This window comes from Nonomuraea sp. MG754425, from assembly GCF_021699195.1.
Classification (GTDB): Bacteria; Actinomycetota; Actinomycetes; order Streptosporangiales; family Streptosporangiaceae; genus Nonomuraea.
The window spans coordinates 1-17,489 of record NZ_SSXE01000018.1 but is presented as its reverse complement, the minus strand read 5'-3'; the positions used below and the strand labels follow the sequence as shown (position 1 = coordinate 17,489).

Here is a 17,489-nt window from a genome sequence, read left to right as displayed (position 1 = left end):
GTCCCGGGCAAGAGAGTGGACGGGGCCGGCGAAGCGATCCACCTCTCCACCACTGAGCAGTCGCACGGAAGCGGGCGCACGCTCCGCCCACTGGGCCGGCGGATCGCGGGCGGCGCTAGGGCGTTAGGCGTGAAACCGCGCTGGAGACCCGCTGTCGCCGCGGCGAAAGACTGGCATCTCATGTCGGAGAGTGACGGGCATGGTCGCTCTTAGCGACGGCACCGTTATCCTGGCGTAACACCATTCCGTCTGACACGTATATATGGGCATGCGGAGTCTCAGCATCTTCCGCCGCGGGCGGGGCCGGCGGAGGTCGCCGCCCGCGACGCACTCCGCCGGCCGCACCGGTGGGCGTTCGGGCAAGGACGGCGGGGTCAGGCGCGAAGTGATCGTTGCGGTCGTCGCCGGGGCCGTGGCGATCGGGACCGCTGTGGTGACCGCATGGTTCACCCAGTGGGGGGTCATCCCGAGTTCCGCCGATCCTTCCCCGACCCCCGAAGCCTCGGCGCCGGCCTCGGTTTCGTCCACGACATCCAGCGCGTCGCCGGTGTCCACCCCGCGCTCGACGCGCCCGGCTCCGGGTGGGTCGCTCCCCGTGGCGCTCGACCTCGTGCAACAAGAACGTCTGGAGGCGTCGGGCGAGACCTGGGTCACCGCGAACGCGGCCGATCTCACCGATCGCGAACTTGCCCAACTGGACTCCCTGCGAGTCTTTGCCAACGCCGCCGACCCCAAGCTCTCCATGCCCCAGTTCTTCCGCGGCATCGGGGCGGTCGATCCGGGCGAGAGCTTCATCAAAGTGGTCCTGCGCGGGGCCCGGCCCGAAGGCGTCCGGATCACCGGCATGACAGCGATCACCGAATGCGGGCCACCCCTGCGCGGCACCTTGTTCTACTCGCCCCCGGCTGGAGAAGAAGCGAGTGCCCCGATCGGGTTCGACCTCGACGAGCCGGAGCCCAAGGCGCAGCGGATCCCCGACGAGGGCGACTGGGAAAAGGACTACTTCGCCCGCCGGACCATCTCCCTGGCCCACAACGAGACCATCGCCCTGCGACTGGAGACCGTCACCGCTGAGCACTACTGTGAGTACACCTTCCAGATGCAGGTGGCCACCGCGACCGGGGCCGTCACCCAAGTCATCGACAACGCCGGCAAGCCGTTCGCCGTCAGCGCACTGCTCCGGAACAACGCCAAGGGCGACCTGGCGTTCAAGGACTACCAGCAGTTGTACGTGGGTGGGGTCGGCAATCCCCACGGTGATGACCTCGGCTGGAATCTGTGGGACGCCGCCAAGTACGAACGCGTCTACTACGGCATCGACTGAACAGCCGGCCATCCGATGACGCGGATCGGCGCCGGCGGAGCGACAGAGGTTCAGCAGCCGTCGGTGCGAGGCGGCAACCTTCGCACTTCGAGGGGACGGCGCCGCTCGCCATGACCGCCTCCACCGCCCAGGCTGCGGACTACTGGCAGTCGTCCGCGCCGACCAGCGCCACGGGCGTGGGCAACCTGAAGACGAAGTCCGTCACCATCAGTCGAAGGGATCAACAACACGACCTACACCACTGCGCACAGGACCCTCGCCAACTGGCATTACAAAGCCTGCGCGGCGACCTCCGGCCTCGGCCAGACCTACCACTGCACCAGCTCCTGGGTGGTGTGACTCCAGGAAGAAACACGGTCTCTGAACCGCAACAGCCGCTGCCGCGGCGGCCCTACTCGGCGGCCTCGTCCATGACCTGACGCCAGAAGGCCATCGCGGCCAGGCCGGTGCAGGTGCACCGGCCTGGCCGCATCGGGCCGTCGCGGAGCGAGTGCGTGGGTGTGCCGCCGTCCGGGAGCCGGGCGCGCTGCCAGGCAAGACCCACGGCCTCAGCCATCCGGGGTACCCAACGCGCACCCGAACAGACCGGGATCATCTCTCCGGCCGACAATGCCGACCAAGGAGCCGAGGGCCCGGTCCGCACCCGTCAAAGCACTCGCCGGTGATCGACTTCACGCGGCGGGCGTGCTGGGGAAGCTCACCGCGAGCGATCACGGCGATCTTGGCCCATGCCGGGCGTCGTGATCCGGATTCCGCCACTCAGCGGAGCTTGCCGAGGATACGCCAGCTCTTGAGTTGGGCGTTGGCACGTTCGCCGGGTCCGCGTGACCGTGTGTGAGAGCGATTGGCCGTCTTCTGGGGGAGGGGCTTGGTGCGGCCCTTGTACGGCGTGGCGACCGGGCCTTCGGCGCCTTCGTTACCCTGGTCGGCCAGGGTCAGGACGTCGGCCTGTGTCAGTGCGCCCCGGATGCGGGCGGCGGTCAGGTCGTGAGTGCTGCCCGGCAGTGCGCCGGAGGTCCAGATGACGGTGCCGTCTGGAGAGGCGAGGCCAGGCCGGCGCGGATGCTGGTGGTGGATCCGATCGGTTCAAGCTGCTGGAGGGCATGGACGCGATCGGGCCGACCGAGGTGTGGCTGGATGGTGTATCGCCGGGGAAGATCGCTCATTTCGCTGGGGAGGCCCTGGTCACCGACGTTGCCGACGTGCACCGCTCAGGCCCTCGTCGGGCGCTCCTCCCCGGCCAGCGCGGCGAAGTACGACCGGTGTGGTTGGACTCAGTTCAGCGGCCTGAAGCTGGGGTAGTTGTCGGTAACGGTTTGGCCCCGGAAAACCGAGCTGGCACACCTTTCTTACGGGCCCTTCACCACGTGCTTGGCAGCGACGGGCCAGCCGGCAAAGTGCCCGGTGGTGCCCGTTTCATCTGCCGCACCGAATCGACCACTTCCGCTGGGGGTCTCCCTCAGAGGGCCTGTCGATCGGCAGGTTCTGGCCCTGGAGGTGAAAGGCGGCGCATCTCGTCCAGAGGCTCAGGTACGACCGGTTCGATCCCGCCTGCGGCTCAGGCGATCGCCTCCACCTGCCGGGCCGGGGCGGAGGCGGCCTCGTCCGGGGCTCGACCACGTACGCGATGGGTGACCGTACGCTGGTGAGCGACGTCAACGGCGACGGGAACGACTTCCCGAAGACCTTCGACGACCGGCACGAGCCCGCCTTCCGCCCCGGTCACCGTCAACGCAGGTCGAAAGCCCGGACGGTGGTCTGCTTGACGGTGTTGCCCGCCTCGTCCCACGCCTCGACCTTGAGGGTCACGGCGCCCTTGGTGGCGCCGAGTCCGGGATAGCGGGTCTTCGCGGTGTAGGCGCCGTCCTTGCCGCGCTTGACGGCGACCGGCGTGTACGTGGCGCCGTCGTCCGTGCTGGCCCACAACTTCAGACCGGCGATGCCGGCCATCCTCGACGCGGACGGCGAGTGGTAGGCGGACACGGTGAAGGAGTGCGTACGCCCGGCGCGCACGCTGTTGGCGGCGTCCAGCGTGTCGCCCAGGTCGTAGCTGACGAACACGACCGGAGCCGGCCGGCAGGGCTGAGCCGTCCCGTACAGCACGTCCAACGAGCAGAACGAGCCGGGCAGGCGCTCGGTCCCGACCGGGGCGGTGAAGGTCCACTCGGTGTCGTGCCGGTCGTTCCTGGCGGTCAGCCGGTAGCGGCCCGACCGCTCCGGCAGGGTGAAGACCGGCAGGACGGTCGAGCCGCCGGCCTCGGCGCGCGGGATCTCCTGGCCGTCCCTGTAGAGACGGACGTCGAAGCCCGGCTTGGTCAGGTCGTTCGCCGGCCAGTAGCCGCCGCTGTACTGCCTGGTTCCCGGGGAGCCGTAGCTGGGCTCGAACTCCGCCCACAGCTTGTCGCCCTGGACGCACATCATGCACCGGAAGAACGCACCCAGGTTGGCGCCCGGCCGGGCCAGCTCGTGGACCTTGGCCGAGCCGGTCGCGGCGCCGGGAGTGAGCGGCGTGGCCATCCAGGGCTGCCGGACGCGTACCGGCTTGTCGAACACCTCCAGCGCCCACTGCGGGACGCGGAAGTCCGCCGGTGCGCCGCGCATCTCCTCCATGCCGTGCGACCAGAGGAGTCCGCCGTCGAGCGGCCCGACCCAGTCGCGGCGTTCCTGCCGGGTGAGCCTGGGGCCGCCCCACCCGGCGAGGTTCGCCGACAGCGGCAGGACGTCGTCGGGCCTGGCCGCGTACCGCCAGTCGTCATAGCGGTGCGGGGACACGACGTGCACGTCCAGATCGACCCTGGCCAGGTCGCGCTCCTTGAACGTGTAGTGCAGCGAGCGCGACACCCGGCCCTCCTCGTAGGGGGCGAAGGTGTAGGTGTAGGGGGACTCCTCGGTGCCGGTCACCCGTACGGTCACCTGCTTGCCGCCGGTGAGCCGGTCGCGCAGGGCGAGCCCGTCTCGGGAGGGCAGGGACACCGTCGGCACGCCGATGGGTTTGGCCTCCCCGGTGAACGGGATCTGCGTGAAGCCCAGCGGGATCGCGCAGCCGGTCCCGGGCTTCGGGAAGTACGCGACCGCCGCCGCGCCGGCGTCACGGATCGGGCCGATCCGCTCGATCTGGACGCCGCACGTGTCGCCGAACACGCCCGTCGACATCGGCGCCTCCAGCAGGACGAGCTTGCCGCGCAGGTCGCGGCCCGCGAGGTCCTCCGGCCTGCCCTCGCCGACGTCGGTGACCTCCACATCGCGGGTCCCGGTGAACGGCCGGAAGTCGGGGTATCCGTCACTCTGCTCGTGCACCCCGAACGTGTTGAAACCGTGCAGCGCGGGGACCGGATGCAGGGTGAGCCCGTCGCGCCCGCGCACGCTCATGGCGACCTCGGCCTGTCCGAGGGTGAAGCGGGTGTGGAAGCGGAAGGCGCCCTTGGTGACCTTCTCGGTGGGCAGCGCCCACAGCCGGGCGAACCCTCCGTAAGGCGCGCGCGGCCAGGTGAACCCCATGTAGGAGTCTCCGTTGACCACGGTCCGCTGATACGCCAGGTTGGGGAAGTTGCTCAGCGGCTCGGCGGGCTTCGGGGTGCTGAACCGCACCTCGCTCAGCTTCCGGCCGTCGAGCGTGATCTCGGTGTCCCCCGTGACGTTGAGCTCCGGCACGGAGAGCATCGCCAGGTTGAACCGGTCGTCGTCACCGACCCACTCGACGAACTGGGCCACGCTGATGACGCCCTGCGGGACGCGGACGACCGTGGTGCCCTCGGCGGTCACGGAGACGCCGCCGATGACGCCCTTGTCGCCGGAGACGTCGATGGTGTCCTGGGCCCAGGGGGTCAGCGGCTTGCCGTCGCGGCCCAGGGTGCGGATGGTGAGCGTGGCCTTGGGCGCCTCGCGGACGACGCCCACGGGGGTGCGCAACCGGACGCCGTCGGCGGTCGCGGTGACGGCGCCGGTGTAGTTGTCCAGGCCGGTCAGGGTCTTGGGGTCGACGGTGACGGTGGCGGTGGCGGTGCCTCCGGCGGGCACGGTGAGCGTCGTCCCGCCGAGGCTCAGCCCGCCCTCGACCGCGCCGCCCGCCGACTCGCGCAGGTCCGCGGCGAGCGTCAGCGTGACGGGCGCGCCGCCCAGGTTGGTGTAGGTCACCTCCCGGGTGGCGGGTTCGGCGCCGCTCTCGACGGCGCCGAAGTCGATCCCGCCGGTGGTGGCGAAGACCTGCTGGGTGTACGCCCTGGCCAGGTCGACCCGGCCGGCGCCCTGCTTGTACACACTGAGCGCGTCGTCCTTGGCGGTCGACATGAGCGCGGCCTTGAGCTGCGGCCCCGTCCACCCGGGGTGGCGCTGCGCCATGATCGCGGCGGCTCCGGCGACGTGCGGGGTGGCCATCGAGGTGCCGTTCAGGGCGGTGTAGTGCTCGTCGAGCGGGCTGCCCAGGCCCGTGCCGGCGGCGCGCGCCGCGGTGATGGCCACGCCGGGAGCGGCGATGTCCGGCTTCAGGCCGCCGCCGACGCGCGGTCCCTGGCTGGAGAAGGGGGCCCACGCGTCGTTCTTGTCCACGGCGGCCACGGTGAGCGCGGCGTCGGCGGTGCCGGGGGTGGCGACGGTCTCGGCGCCTCCCTCGCCCTCGTTGCCCGCGGCGATCACGAACAGGGCCCCGGTCGACGCGCTGAGGGCGTCGACCGCCTGGCTCATCGGGTCGCTCCCGTCGCTCGCGCCTCCGCCCAGGCTCATGCTGATCACCTTGGCCCCGGAGGCGGCGGCCCACTCCATGCCCTCGATGATCTGGGAGTCCTGGCCCTGTCCCTGGTCGGACAGCACCTTGCCGACGACCAGCCGGGCGCCGGGCGCGACGCCCTTGTGCCTGCCGCCTCCGGCCGCGCCGGAACCGGCGACGGTGGAGGCGACGTGGGTGCCGTGGCCGTGGCCGTCCCGCACCTCCTCGCCGGGGATGAAGGACTTGCTGTCGGCGATCCGGCCGGCCAGGTCGGGGTGGGTGGCGTCGATCCCGGTGTCGAGGACCGCGACCTTCACGCCGGTGCCGTCATGGCCGCCGGCCCACGCCTGCGGCGCGCCGATCATCGGGACGCTCTCGGCGAGGTCGGCCTCGACCTTGCCGTCCAGCCACACCTTGGCGATCTCGCCGCGCAGCGCCGACCGCCCGGCGAGCCCGTTCCCGTCGGGTACGGCCCGCACCGCGGTCCAGAAGGCGCCCGCCTCGGCCTTGCTGACCTGGAGCGCCGAGGCGTTGACGCTCTCCAGTGTGAGCACGGGTTCGCCGGCGGGGATGGCCTCGGCCGCCGCGGCGACGGCCCTGGCGGTGTACTGCCCGGGATACTGCACGATGACGGGTAACTGCTTGGTCCTGTCGTCGGTGTAGCCGTTCTCGGCCAGGTAGGTGACGTTGAACAGCTCCGGGTCCAGGCGGCCCGCGTTGACGGCGGGCACGGCGTCGCTCGGGGTGACGTAGACGCCCTTCGGGGTGGCCAGCGTGGCGAGCTGGGCGGTGCTGCCGTCGGGGCGCACGCTCGACTCGGGCCGGACGGAGTACGTGCCGCCGCCCGCGTCGCTGAGGCGCACCCGGTCGCCGGTGATCAGGGTGACCGTGCGGTCCCCCTCGCCGAGCCCGGTCAGCGCGATCGGTCCGGTGACCTGGCCGGTGACCTGAGCGGTGACCTGAGCGGTGTCCTGGCCGGTCGCCGGGGTGGCGGGTGTGGGTTCCTGGGCGGCCAGGGCGGGGCCGCCTGGGACGGCGAGCGTGCCGAGGACGAGGGCCGAGGCCGCGAGGAGCGCGCCGGCGCGGCGGGACCTGAGGGAAGGGGGATCATGCGGTGATCTGCGTGGGGACATGCGGAACTGCCCTTTCGGGTGCTGGGGGGAGGTTCAGACGGGCTCGAACCCTTCGGGGGCGTCCTCGAGGGGTTCGACGGCCGGCTTCTCCGGCGGGCCCGCCGGTCCTTTCGGCGCTGGGTCGGCGCCGACCGGTTCGCCATCGGTGGAGTCGGTTTCGGACATGCCACAAGCGTCGTTCGCGCCCCCCAGTGGGGACTATGGGTAGGCCACCCCATTCGCGGTTCCCGTACCGGGTGGGTCACTACGGGGGTCCCCGAGACGCGCGCCGAGCGCGGTACGGGAGCGCAGGCCGAGCTTGCGCAGCGCGGCGCCGAGGTGCTTCTCCACCGTCCTGGGCGAGACGAACAGCCGTCGGCCGATCTCCCGGTTGGTCAGCCCGGCGGCGGCCATTTCGGCTATCTCCCGCTCCCGAGGCGACAGGTCATCGCCGTAGCCCTGCGGACCGCCGGGGTAGCGGCCCTTGACCGTCACGCCGTGCCTGCGGGCGAGCTGCGCGGCGCGGTCGAGGTCCCATCGGGCGGCCAGGTCGCGGAACGCCGCCATCGCCTCCAGCAGCGGCTCCCCTGCCCCGGCGGCCCCGGCCGCGAACTGCCGTCCGGCCGCCAGCTCGCGGACCTGGGCCGCCTCATACGGCGCCCCCAGCAGGTCGTAGCCGGTCGCCGCCGCGCGGAACTCCGCCGCGGCCTCCGTGTCTCCCCCGATCAGATGGCCGCGCGCGTGCCCCAGCGCCGCCGAAGCCATCGGCGCGTCGAGGCCGCCGAGCTTCGCCGACAGGCGGTCCACCAGCGCGACCGCCTCGTCCCGCCGGCCCGCCGCTGCCATCGCCTCGGCCAGCGCGGGCAGCGCGCGCACCGCCAGCGGCCAGAGGCCCTTGACCTCCCACACCTCGACGGCCGCCTCGGTCGCCGCGAGTGCGGCCCCGGCCTCGCCGCTCGCCGTGGACAACCGCAGGAACGCGGCCACCGACAGCGTGAGCAGCTCGTAGGCGCCATGGGCCAGGGCGTTCCCGGTGACCTCGGGCAGCTCGCGCCTGGCGGTGTCGACCTCGCCGCGCGCCAGCGCCAGGCAGGCCGCGACGATCTCGGCGCCCAGGCGGTCGTACGGGCGCCCGCCGTACTCGTCGAGCAGCAGCGCGGTCTCCTCCTCCAGGCCGTCCCAGCGGCCACGGCAGCAGGCCAGCAGCAGGGCGATCAGCCGGCAGCGCGACCGCGGCTCACGTGACGACTCCTCGCCCGCCGCGCCCCGCATCGCCGCGTCCAGCAACTCGGCGGCGACCTCATAGCCGCCCGCGAGGCACGCGTTCTCCGCGATGGACCGGTAGGCGCCCACCTCCTGCCGGTGCCGTGGCCGGCCGCCGGTCCTGCGGCGCACCTCCTCGGTCAGCGCCAGCCAGCGCGGGTCGCCGTACCCGCTGAAGGAGGTCGCGACCTTGCCGAGGACGAACACCTCCTCGACCGGGTCGCCGATGCGCGGCGCGGTCTCCAGGGCCCGTTCCAGCCACACGACGTGCTCGGCCAGCGGCACGCCCGGGTCCATCGGCCTGCCGAGCGTCGCCATCGCCCACGCCGCGAGGTCGGGCCGGTCGGCGAGGTCGCCGACGGCGGCGGCGATGGTGCGGCGCTGCACGGCCGGGTCCACCCCGAGCCTCTCCTGAAGGGTGCCGATGAGGAAGTTCAGCTCTCCGCGCAGCGGGCCCGGCTGCTCCGTCTCCAGCGCCTGCGACAGCAGGTCGATGATCTGCGGCGGGCGCAGCACCTGGGCGGCGGCCCAGCCCAGGCGGGCGGCCAGGCGGCCCCGGCGATCCGGGGCGAGCGGCGCGTGGCGCAGCACGTCCTCCAGGATCCGCACCGCCTCGGCGTCGTCGCCGAGCCGAGAGGCCAGCTCGGCCGCCTGCTCGGCGGCCCCGACCCAGTCGGCCAGCCGCCCGGCCTGGCGCAGATGGTGGGCCTCCTGGCCGAGCGGCACCGGACTCAGCATCCGCACGGCCGCCGCCGCCCGCGCGTGCAGCTCCTGCCGCCGTCCGAGCGGGATCGCGCCGTAGATCGCCTGCGCCGCCAGGACGTGCCGGAATGCCACCGCGCCCGCCTGCTCGGCCAGCAGCCCGGACACCAGCAGCTCGTCCACCCCGGCCACGGTCTCGGCCCTGGGCAGCCCGGACACCCGGGCCAGGTCCGCCGGACGCGCCGGCGCCTGTAACACCGCCGCCGCCTCCGCCACGGCACGCGCCGCCTCCGGCAGCCGCGCGACCCGCTCGCGCACCGAGTCACGCACCCCCGGCGGCACGTCCAGCTCCGCCACCGCCTTACGCGCCCACCGCCCGCTGCGCAGCCTGATCAGCGCGCCCCGCGCGCGCAGCAGCGCCATCAGCTCCTGTACGGCCAGCGGCAGCCCCGACGACAGCTCGTGCAGATGCGCGCCGAAGTCGTCGGTGACGCCCGGCTCCCCGAGGATCGCCGCCGCCAGGTCGCCGGTCTGCGCGACGTCCAGCGCCTTCAGCAGGATGTGATCGTGGAACACCGCGTCGGCGGGCCGCCCGGTCACCTCCCTGACGACCGCGCCGGCCTCCTCACCCCGGTAGGTGAGCACGACCGACAACCCCGGGGGCGGCGCCGCCAGCACGTAGGCCAGGAACTCGACGGTCTGCTCGTCGGCCCAGTGCAGGTCCTCCACGACCAGCACCACCGGGCCGAGCGCCCGCAGCATCTCGGCGAGCCCACGGAACAGCCGGTGCCGTTCGGCGGCGCGATCGTCCAGCGGCTCCAGCGCGGGCGGCAGCACCGGCGCCAGCTCGGGCAGCAGACCGCGCAGCGCGCCCGCCACCGGCGACAACTCGGCCCGCGCCAGCGGCTCCTCGGCTCCGCGCAGCGCCTCCACCAGCGGGCCCAGCGGGAACGGCTCCCGGATACGCCGGGCGCCCCCGCGCAGCAGCAGCCGATCGGCCGTCCCGGGCAGCGCCGCCAGCTCCGCCAGCAACCTGCTCTTGCCGATCCCGGCCTCGCCTTCGAGGACCACCACGGCGGGCGGCCGGCTCACCGCCGCGACCAGGCGGCGAAGCTCCTCCGCACGCCCGACCAGGACCGGGGAGACCACCCGTCCCTCGACCGTGTCACCGTTGGCCATCGGGATCGCCTCCGCTCACCTGCCCCTTGCCGCGACCATTCATACCGCAACCGGCCCTGCGGACATCCTGGCGGGCCGTGCGTCCTGCATGAGGCGTCGGTGCACGCGGAACCGCCGGCTGGAAGTGAGTGATCAGCAGGCCCACCGCCCGCCCGCCACGGCCGGGAACGAGCCTCCGAGCCGGCAGACCCCGGTGCCGGTGACGAGCCGGTGGTCGAAGGAAGACGGGCGTTGCGCGCCTCGCGGGCTCGATCGTCGAGGTCGGGCGCAGGCGACCGGGTGCCGCCGGAACGCGGGCCGTGGCCCTCGGGCCTGGTGACTCTGCGTCCGCCGAACCCCCGCCGACGCCGGTGAGGGGATGATCGATTCCGTCGGTGCGACCCCCTACGCTGCCGTGGCATGACCTTCTCCCCAGCACGACCGGACTTGCCGGGCTACCGGGCCAAGCTCGACTCGATTTCTCCCGCGCGCGCCTGGAAAGCGGCCCGCGAGCTCGTCCTCGACGGCCGCGAAGACGCCCTGGCGCTGGCCGCCGAATTCGCGGAGATCGCCGAGCCGTCCACCGACAAGCTGCTCAAGCTCTGGCCGGCGGCGCCCGACCCGGACGGTTTCGCCGAACTGCTGCTGGGGCCCGCGTTCACCCGCGAGGGGCGTACCGAGCTGGAGCTGCGCCGCCGCGAGACGATCACCGGTGTGCGGCACCTGACCATGCTGCGGACACTGCGCCTGGACCACTGCAAGCACCTCACGGACCTGTCCGACCTCGCCGCGCTGACCGGGTTGTTCCGGCTCGAACTGGACGGCTGCGCGGCCGTCACCGACCTCTCCCCGCTGTCGGGTCTCCCCGTGCTGAAAACGCTCATCCTCCGCAGCAGCCGGGCGCTCACCGACATCACCCCGCTGCTCACCCTGCGCCATCTCGACCTGCGCAGCAGCGGCGTGACCAGCGTCGAAGGGGTCGGCGACGCCTTCCCCCACCTGGAACGCCTCGACCTCGACCACTGCCGGGCGATCGAGGACGTCCGGCCCCTGTCGGGGTTGCGTCGCCTGACCGAGCTGGACCTCTCCGGCACCAAGATCCGGTCCATCGCCGGGCTGCGCGACCTGGGCTCCGTCACCGAGCTGACCATGCACTGTGCCCGCCTGACCAGCCTCGACGGCATCGACGCCATGCCCGGGCTGCGCCGGCTGTGGCTCAGCGGCTGCACGAACCTGTCCAGCCTCGACGGCCTGGGCCACCACCCCCACCTGACCAACCTCGGCCTGCCGAACGCGCGCATCCCGGATCTGCGCCCCCTGTCCCGCCTGCCCGCCCTCACCGAGCTCAACATCGACAACTGGCAGAAACTGATCTCGCTCGACGGACTGGAAAACCACCCCTCGCTCGCCGAGATCAGCCTGACCTACGCCCACGACCTGCGCGACTTCTCCGCCCTGGCCCGCATGCCCGCCCTGCGCGAGCTCACCCTGCAGGGTCTCGACCAGCTCACCGACCTGACCCCGTTCGCCGGGCTGTGGCGGCTCGAGGAACTCCACATAGCCTTCGACGATCATCTGCGGGCCCTCGGCGACCCCGGAAACCTGCCCGGCCTGCGCGTCCTGGACCTCTACCGCTGCGGCGCCCTGGCGGACCTGGGGACGCTCATCGACCTGCCGTCCCTCAAGGAGGTCCGGGTGAATCAATGCCCCGCGCTGACGTCCACCGTCATCGCCGACCTGGAGGCCCGGGGCCTGCTCGTCGACTGAGGGGCGACCATTGCTGCTCCGCGCCCACCCAGGAGCTGCGGTCGCAACTGGACGGCGGTGTCTTCAGCACCGTGACGCCCGCAGCGGCGGCGCTCAGACCTGTTCGAAGTGGAATGCCTTGATGAAGCAGTCACGGGGCTGGGTGACTGCGAAGAGGATGCAGTCCACGAGTGACTGTGCGGTGAGGGCGTCCTTGGCCTCCCGTGGCGTGGACTTCCACTCCTCGGAGAGGGGGTCGGTGTTGTCGAAGTCGGGCGGGTAGAGCGATATCACCCGGACTCCCTGGGGCCGCAGGCGCTTGGAGAGAATCTCGGTGAACCCGGCTTGGGCGCTCTTGGCCGCATAGAAGGCGTCGTGCGCGTCCGAGCGGTGATGTCCGGCCGTTCCGCAGGCAGAGACCATCGTCACCACATCCGGCTTGTCCGAGTTGAGCAGGAGAGGGAGGAAGTTCTTCACGGTCAGGACCGTGCCCGTTGCGCCGGATGCGATGGTGTCGACGACATCGGCGTCGGAGGCTGACTGGAGGTCCGGCCCTTCGAGGTAGCGCGAGCCGTTGTTGATCAGGATGTCGACGCGGTCGGTGTGCTGGGTGACGCCGGAGGCGAAGTCGCGGATGGAATCTCATGGTTTCGCTCCTTGTCCGTGGACCGGCTGTTGTCGCGGTGGCGTGCGGCGGCTGACTGCGGCGGCGGCTACTCGGTGCCGGTCCGGTTGATCGGCCGGATGGTACGGGTGATGCTGCACGCCTCGGAGCTGGTCGTCTGTTGCGGGCCTCGGGGATGTACGCCTGCTCGACCCGCGACCGGCTGGACGAGTTCCGCGACCTGGGGACCGAGGTCCTCCTCCTGGGCGGCTCCAGGAGTCCCGCCTTCCAGAAGCGCGCTGGAGCGCATCCTGCCACGCGTGCGTCGCACGGAGTTCGCCGGCCTGGGCCACGCGGGGCCGTGGAACGCTGACAAGGGTGGCGACCCGCAACGAGCCGCCGCAGAACCGCGACGCTTCTTCACCTGACAGCAGGCGAAACGGCGTGCGACACCGGCCGGAACATCCCGGCCCCTCCCCGGCGCGGTTGCCGTGCGGCCGGCAGGGGCCTGCGCCTGGTGACCGGGCGCGACCACGTTCTCCACCCGCGGCCCCGAGCACCGGCGGCTGTGCCGGACTTCCGCTTCGCATGTGGCGACATGCGCTGATCACGCCACTCCGGGTCCGTCTGTGACCCACATCACGCCGGGGCCTGTCACGTTCCCGGTGCTCGTCTCGTCCGTGTAGTGCCGCAAACCGGCCCATCACTCTCACGGACAAGGGGACCATCGTGTTCGCCGCCTACCTCGTGATCACTCTCCTCGCCTCGGCCGTCGTCGGCCTGGCCGCCATCGCCAACCTCATCGGCCATGATTACCCCAAGAAGCAGGCGGACCAGCTTCGCGTGCCCCGTTCCTGGACGCTCCCGCTGGGCGTGCTGCTGGGGGCGGGCTCGCTGGGACTGCTGGCCGGGTTCGCCGTTCCGGTGCTGGGCCTGCTCGCCGCCACCGGCCTCGTGTTGTACTTCCTCGGCGCGTTCTGCGTCCACCTGCGGGTCCGTGACTACCATTTCGGCGCATGGTCCGTGTTCTTCACGCTGGCGGCGGCCGCCCTGGCCGTGAACGTGGCCTACTACTGAGTGCCGGGCGGCATGATCTCGTGGAGAGCCCGGTGTGGTGAGAGTCGCCCGCCGGGTGCGGCGGGCGGGCCAGGGAAACGGACCTGGAGCGGGCCTGGCGGCAGCGGCTGGGAGCGGCTCGTCCCGGTTCAGGCGACTGAGAGTGTCCGCAGGTAGTCGGCCACTGCGTCGGCCGACCGGGTCCGTACGGCCACATAGCCGTCCGGCCGGACGAGGACGAACGTGCCCTTGCCGGCGCCATAGCGCTTGCTCGGGGGCCCCGGCTCCAGATGGTGGACGCGGATGTCGTCGCCGTGGAGTGCGTCCAGGCGCTCGGCCAGACCTGGCACCACCGCGCCGAAGTGCAGCAGCGTGAAGTGAGGGCCGCGGAAGAGGTCGAACAGCCTCGACGGCTCGCCGGTCACCGGGTGCCGGCACGGCGAGTCGGGTGCCCGGTCGCCGGGACGGACCTTGCCCTTGTCGCCGACCGACAGCTCGGAGTCGCGGTAGTTCACGCTGAGCTGGGAGGTCTTGCTGATGATCGCCTTGGTCACCGCGGTGCTGCGCATCAGCGGCAGGATGATCCGGTCGCGCAGGCAGGTCATCAGCGGCTTGGTGGAGAACAGCGTGGTCATGCCGGCGCCGCTGGTCCTGAGCACGGATTCGGCCACCGGGCGGCGCTCTCGCTCATACGTGTCGAGCAGGCTGTCGGGGGCTTGGCCGCGTACCGCGCGGGCCAGCTTCCAGCCCAGGTTGTAGGCGTCCTGGATGCCGGTGTTCATGCCGAGACCGCCCGCGATCGGGTGGACGTGGGCGGCGTCTCCGGCGATGAAGACGCGGCCGGCACGGAAGTGGTCGGCGAGCCGTACCTTGTAGCTGAAGCGCGACAGCCAGGTCGGATTGTGCAGGCGCACATCCGTCCGGCCGGTGCGCTGCGCGAACAGGCGCTGGAAAAGCTCGAGTGAGGGCTCCTGGCCGGCGCCCTCCTCGCCGGGACGTACGGTGAGGCCGAACTGCCACGACTGCGTACCGGGCAGCAGCGCGAGGCCCACGGACGACTCGTCCGCCGCGTACCAGACGTAGGAGCCGTCGCGGGGCAGGCCGTCCACCTCGACGTCGCCGAGCAGGTAGTGCTCGGTCTCCGACACCAGCCCGGGGAAGGCGAGTCCGGCGGCCTCGCGCACGGCGCTGCCGCCGCCGTCGCAGCCTACGAGGTAGGAGGCGTGGATCACCTCACCTGTGGCGAGGTGCGCGACGACCTGGTTGTCGGACTGCTCGAGGCCGGCCAGTCGCAGGCCGAGCTCCACGTGGCCGCCCAGTTCGGCCAGGCGGGCGCGAAGTATCCGCTCGGTGCGCCACTGCGGCAGCAGGACGAGCGTCGGGTACGGCACGTCCGGCCGCGGGTGGGCGCCGGCCAGGAGGTGCAGTTCCGCGACGAATCGGCGGTCCATGTGGATGCGCGCCGGCATCTCGGCCGTTCCCGCGTCGAGGAAGTTTTGGACCACGCCGAGATCGTCGAAGACCTCCAGGCTACGTGGCTGTATGCCCTTGCCCCGGGACTGGTGGTGGAATTCGGGAGATCTGTCGATCACTCGGAAGGTGACGCCGCGCCGGGCCAGCTCGCAAGCCAGCGTCAGCCCGGTGGGTCCGCCTCCGACGATGAGTACGTCTACGTCGGTCATGTCTTCCCTCAATCAAGGACGGAACCTATCCGTTCCGTTTGGAGGATAAGCGGCCAGGAAGTCGAGACGCAACCGTTCCGTCTCGTGTTACGATCGCCGGCATGGCTGAGATCCGCCCGCGTGGCCGTGGCGCCGCCGTCCTGCGCCAGGCAGTCACCGACACCATCGTCGCGGCGGCGGTCGCCGAGCTGGCCGAGACGGGTTATGCCGGCATGTCGATGGGGGCGGTGGCCCGGCGGGCCGGTACCGGAAAGGCCGCGCTCTACCGGCGGTGGCCCTCGAAAGAGGCGATGGTGGTCGACCTCATCGACGTCATCGCCTCCCGGCAGGTCCCGGCAGGCGGGGCCGATGACCTGAGCAGCGACGTACGCGCCTACGTCCGGGCGGTGGCGGATACGCTGTCGGATCCCGTGGTCATGCGCATCGTGCTCGATCTGACAGCCGAGGCCGCTCGCAACCCCGAGCTTTCCGCGGCATTCGACACCGCGATCCGGCAACCGCGCAGGACGGCGTGCGAGCGGTTTCTGCGGAACGCGGTGGAGCGTGGCCAGTTGCCCGCGGACCTCGACCTCGACCTGGCCCTCGACCTACTGGTCGGGCTCACGCAGTGGCGGGTACTCAACACCGGCCGGGCCGTCGACGACTCCTACGTCGAAGCGACGAGCAAGCTGATCATCCAGGCGCTTCCGCTCTGCCTGAACGCCGGCGAACCGATCACCAAGCGGCTTCGGTGAATCTCGGGGACGACCGGGGTGCACGGCCCCGGCGGGATCAGGGCCTGTGGCGCCTCCCACCAACTGGGCATGCTCCTTCATGGCCGGGTCACGGTGCTGACGTCGCGCCGTTGCGTGCCTGGCCGGCGCTGTCCGGCACGAGCGGCAGGAGGATCTCATAGAGGTCGCGAAGCTGGTCAGCGCCGATGGGCGGAAAGACGATCGTCGCTCCAACCGCGAGCAGGTAGGGCAGCAGGGCCGCCGTCCGGGCCTCCTCGTCGCTGGTGACGGCTGATCGCCACACCCGCTGGAGCGCCGACAGCCTGGCCTCGTCGAGGCGGGTCTGCACGGCACGCACATCCGCGTCCCATGTCGCCCACGCCCGCACCGCGATATCGAGCTCTGGACGATAGAGCCCCGCGCCGCCGGGCCGGACGAGTTTCGTCAGCCGTGCCAGGATCACCCGGGCGCCGGCCGATTCGCCGACGTCGGCGATCGCATTCTCGAGCGTTTCGATCGACAGGCTCTCGAAGTGGGCGAGAAGCGCTTTCTTGTATCCCTCGGCGCCATCGAAGTGATGGTGGAACGACCCTTTCGACAGATTGAGCCGGGCGGCGATCCGGTCGATTCGAATCCCTGCTGCGCCTTCCTCTGCGAGTACTTTCAAGCCTTCGTTCAGCCACCGGTCTCGTGCCGTGCTCATCGGGCAAACGTACCACTGAGTATGGAACGGTCCGCGCTCGCCGAGGCGCCTGCGCGCTTCATGCCGCGAAGCTGTAGACGCCGACCGCGATGCAGATCAGCAGCATGGCGGTGGCGTTGAGGAAGAGGTTGCGGCCGAAGTCTCGGGCCGCGATGTGCATCGCGATGGCGACCACGAAGTAGAGGACGAGCGCAGCACAGGTCACGGCACCGAGATACGGCAGCCAGATGCCCAGGATCAGACCGGCCGCGGCGGCGAACTTCAACGGCGGCATGATCCACCAGTGACGGCGCGGCCAGTTCACGTTTTCGAAGCACTGGGCGATGAACGGAACGGGCTTGATGCACATGACGGCGTCACCGACCTGGATGATCGCCAGGACGACAACCGGCCAGACCGGATCGGGCAATGCTGACACGTCTCTCCTCAGGCAGTGGATTGATCACGATGAACCAGTTTCCATACTATACCGTATAGTATGCTCCGGACTCGTTCATGGTGGTGTCGTATGCGCGACCGGCGGGCGGGACACATCAGGCGCTCTCATGCGGCCCGAACGCCACAATTTCGGACAAGATAGGTTCTCCCCCATGGCTCACCGGATTCTGGCCCTGACGACCGTGCTCGCGCTGGCCACGACCGGGTGCGGGATGCTGCCGACGAAGGCCGCCGCACCCCCGCCCACCACCACCGCGCCGGTGTCGAGCGCCCCGGCCACCAGCGC

At 71.4% G+C, this 17,489-nt stretch carries 12 protein-coding genes and 1 pseudogene; 4 read left to right on the top strand and 9 right to left on the bottom strand.

The genetic code is table 11. The annotated features are described in order from the left end of the window. The first annotated feature begins 595 nt into the window (after positions 1–595). Positions 596–1,324 (top strand): hypothetical protein, encoded by a 729-nt coding sequence (locus FAF44_RS09180; RefSeq protein ID WP_237102620.1) that lies wholly within the window; start codon positions 596–598, stop codon positions 1,322–1,324. A 391-nt stretch (positions 1,325–1,715) separates the two neighbouring features. Here the strand turns inward: FAF44_RS09180 and FAF44_RS09175 are convergent, their stop codons facing one another. From FAF44_RS09175 to FAF44_RS54550, 5 genes and pseudogenes are all read right to left on the bottom strand, one after another. After that, the gene (locus FAF44_RS09175) at positions 1,716–1,880 is read right to left on the bottom strand and encodes a hypothetical protein (RefSeq protein ID WP_237102619.1); all 165 of its coding nucleotides are present in this window, start codon (positions 1,878–1,880) and stop codon (positions 1,716–1,718) included. 206 nt (positions 1,881–2,086) lie between these two features. After that, positions 2,087–2,371, bottom strand: a pseudogene (locus tag FAF44_RS09170) (transposase family protein); the annotation flags it as partial. A gap of 681 nt (positions 2,372–3,052) precedes the next feature. Next, positions 3,053–7,159: a S8 family serine peptidase gene (locus FAF44_RS09165; protein WP_237102618.1), complete on the bottom strand. Its 4,107-nt coding sequence runs from the start codon at positions 7,157–7,159 to the stop codon at positions 3,053–3,055. Between the two features lie 33 nt (positions 7,160–7,192). Continuing rightward, the gene (locus tag FAF44_RS54555) at positions 7,193–7,324 is read right to left on the bottom strand and encodes a hypothetical protein (protein ID WP_272894266.1); all 132 of its coding nucleotides are present in this window, start codon (positions 7,322–7,324) and stop codon (positions 7,193–7,195) included. A gap of 33 nt (positions 7,325–7,357) precedes the next feature. Next, positions 7,358–10,282 (bottom strand): LuxR family transcriptional regulator, encoded by a 2,925-nt coding sequence (locus FAF44_RS54550; RefSeq protein ID WP_272894265.1) that lies wholly within the window; start codon positions 10,280–10,282, stop codon positions 7,358–7,360. 399 nt (positions 10,283–10,681) lie between these two features. Between FAF44_RS54550 and FAF44_RS09150 the strand changes: the two genes are divergently transcribed. Further along, the gene (locus tag FAF44_RS09150) at positions 10,682–12,028 is read left to right on the top strand and encodes a leucine-rich repeat domain-containing protein (RefSeq protein WP_237102617.1); all 1,347 of its coding nucleotides are present in this window, start codon (positions 10,682–10,684) and stop codon (positions 12,026–12,028) included. Positions 12,029–12,121: 93 nt separating this feature from the next. Here FAF44_RS09150 and FAF44_RS09145 read toward each other — a convergent pair whose 3' ends face one another. After that, the gene (locus tag FAF44_RS09145; protein ID WP_308193307.1) at positions 12,122–12,643 is read right to left on the bottom strand and encodes an SDR family oxidoreductase; all 522 of its coding nucleotides are present in this window, start codon (positions 12,641–12,643) and stop codon (positions 12,122–12,124) included. A gap of 697 nt (positions 12,644–13,340) precedes the next feature. Here FAF44_RS09145 and FAF44_RS09140 point away from each other — a divergent pair. Then, positions 13,341–13,688 (top strand): DoxX family protein, encoded by a 348-nt coding sequence (locus tag FAF44_RS09140; protein ID WP_237102616.1) that lies wholly within the window; start codon positions 13,341–13,343, stop codon positions 13,686–13,688. A 128-nt stretch (positions 13,689–13,816) separates the two neighbouring features. On the opposite strand, the gene FAF44_RS09135 is transcribed toward FAF44_RS09140, so the two are convergent. After that, complete coding sequence (locus FAF44_RS09135) at positions 13,817–15,349, bottom strand: FAD-dependent monooxygenase (RefSeq protein ID WP_237102615.1); 1,533 nt, start codon at positions 15,347–15,349, stop codon at positions 13,817–13,819. Between the two features lie 101 nt (positions 15,350–15,450). Here FAF44_RS09135 and FAF44_RS09130 point away from each other — a divergent pair, with 101 nt between their 5' ends. Continuing rightward, positions 15,451–16,083: a TetR/AcrR family transcriptional regulator gene (locus tag FAF44_RS09130; protein WP_237102614.1), complete on the top strand. Its 633-nt coding sequence runs from the start codon at positions 15,451–15,453 to the stop codon at positions 16,081–16,083. An 88-nt stretch (positions 16,084–16,171) separates the two neighbouring features. On the opposite strand, the gene FAF44_RS09125 is transcribed toward FAF44_RS09130, so the two are convergent. Both FAF44_RS09125 and FAF44_RS09120 read right to left on the bottom strand, forming a co-directional pair. Beyond that, the gene (locus FAF44_RS09125; protein ID WP_237102613.1) at positions 16,172–16,765 is read right to left on the bottom strand and encodes a TetR/AcrR family transcriptional regulator; all 594 of its coding nucleotides are present in this window, start codon (positions 16,763–16,765) and stop codon (positions 16,172–16,174) included. Between the two features lie 58 nt (positions 16,766–16,823). After that, entirely contained in the window at positions 16,824–17,183 is a 360-nt protein-coding gene (locus FAF44_RS09120) for a DoxX family protein (RefSeq protein WP_237102612.1), read from the bottom strand. Between the last annotated feature and the right edge of the window lie 306 nt (positions 17,184–17,489).

Coding starts and splice junctions, on each gene's coding strand:
- FAF44_RS09175 (WP_237102619.1), bottom strand. CDS start 1,880: ATGGCTGAGGCCGTGGGTCTTGCCTGGCAGCGCGCCCGGCTCCCGGAC.
- FAF44_RS09165 (WP_237102618.1), bottom strand. CDS start 7,159: ATGTCCCCACGCAGATCACCGCATGATCCCCCTTCCCTCAGGTCCCGC.
- FAF44_RS54555 (WP_272894266.1), bottom strand. CDS start 7,324: ATGTCCGAAACCGACTCCACCGATGGCGAACCGGTCGGCGCCGACCCA.
- FAF44_RS54550 (WP_272894265.1), bottom strand. CDS start 10,282: ATGGCCAACGGTGACACGGTCGAGGGACGGGTGGTCTCCCCGGTCCTG.
- FAF44_RS09150 (WP_237102617.1), top strand. CDS start 10,682: ATGACCTTCTCCCCAGCACGACCGGACTTGCCGGGCTACCGGGCCAAG.
- FAF44_RS09135 (WP_237102615.1), bottom strand. CDS start 15,349: ATGACCGACGTAGACGTACTCATCGTCGGAGGCGGACCCACCGGGCTG.
- FAF44_RS09130 (WP_237102614.1), top strand. CDS start 15,451: ATGGCTGAGATCCGCCCGCGTGGCCGTGGCGCCGCCGTCCTGCGCCAG.
- FAF44_RS09125 (WP_237102613.1), bottom strand. CDS start 16,765: ATGAGCACGGCACGAGACCGGTGGCTGAACGAAGGCTTGAAAGTACTC.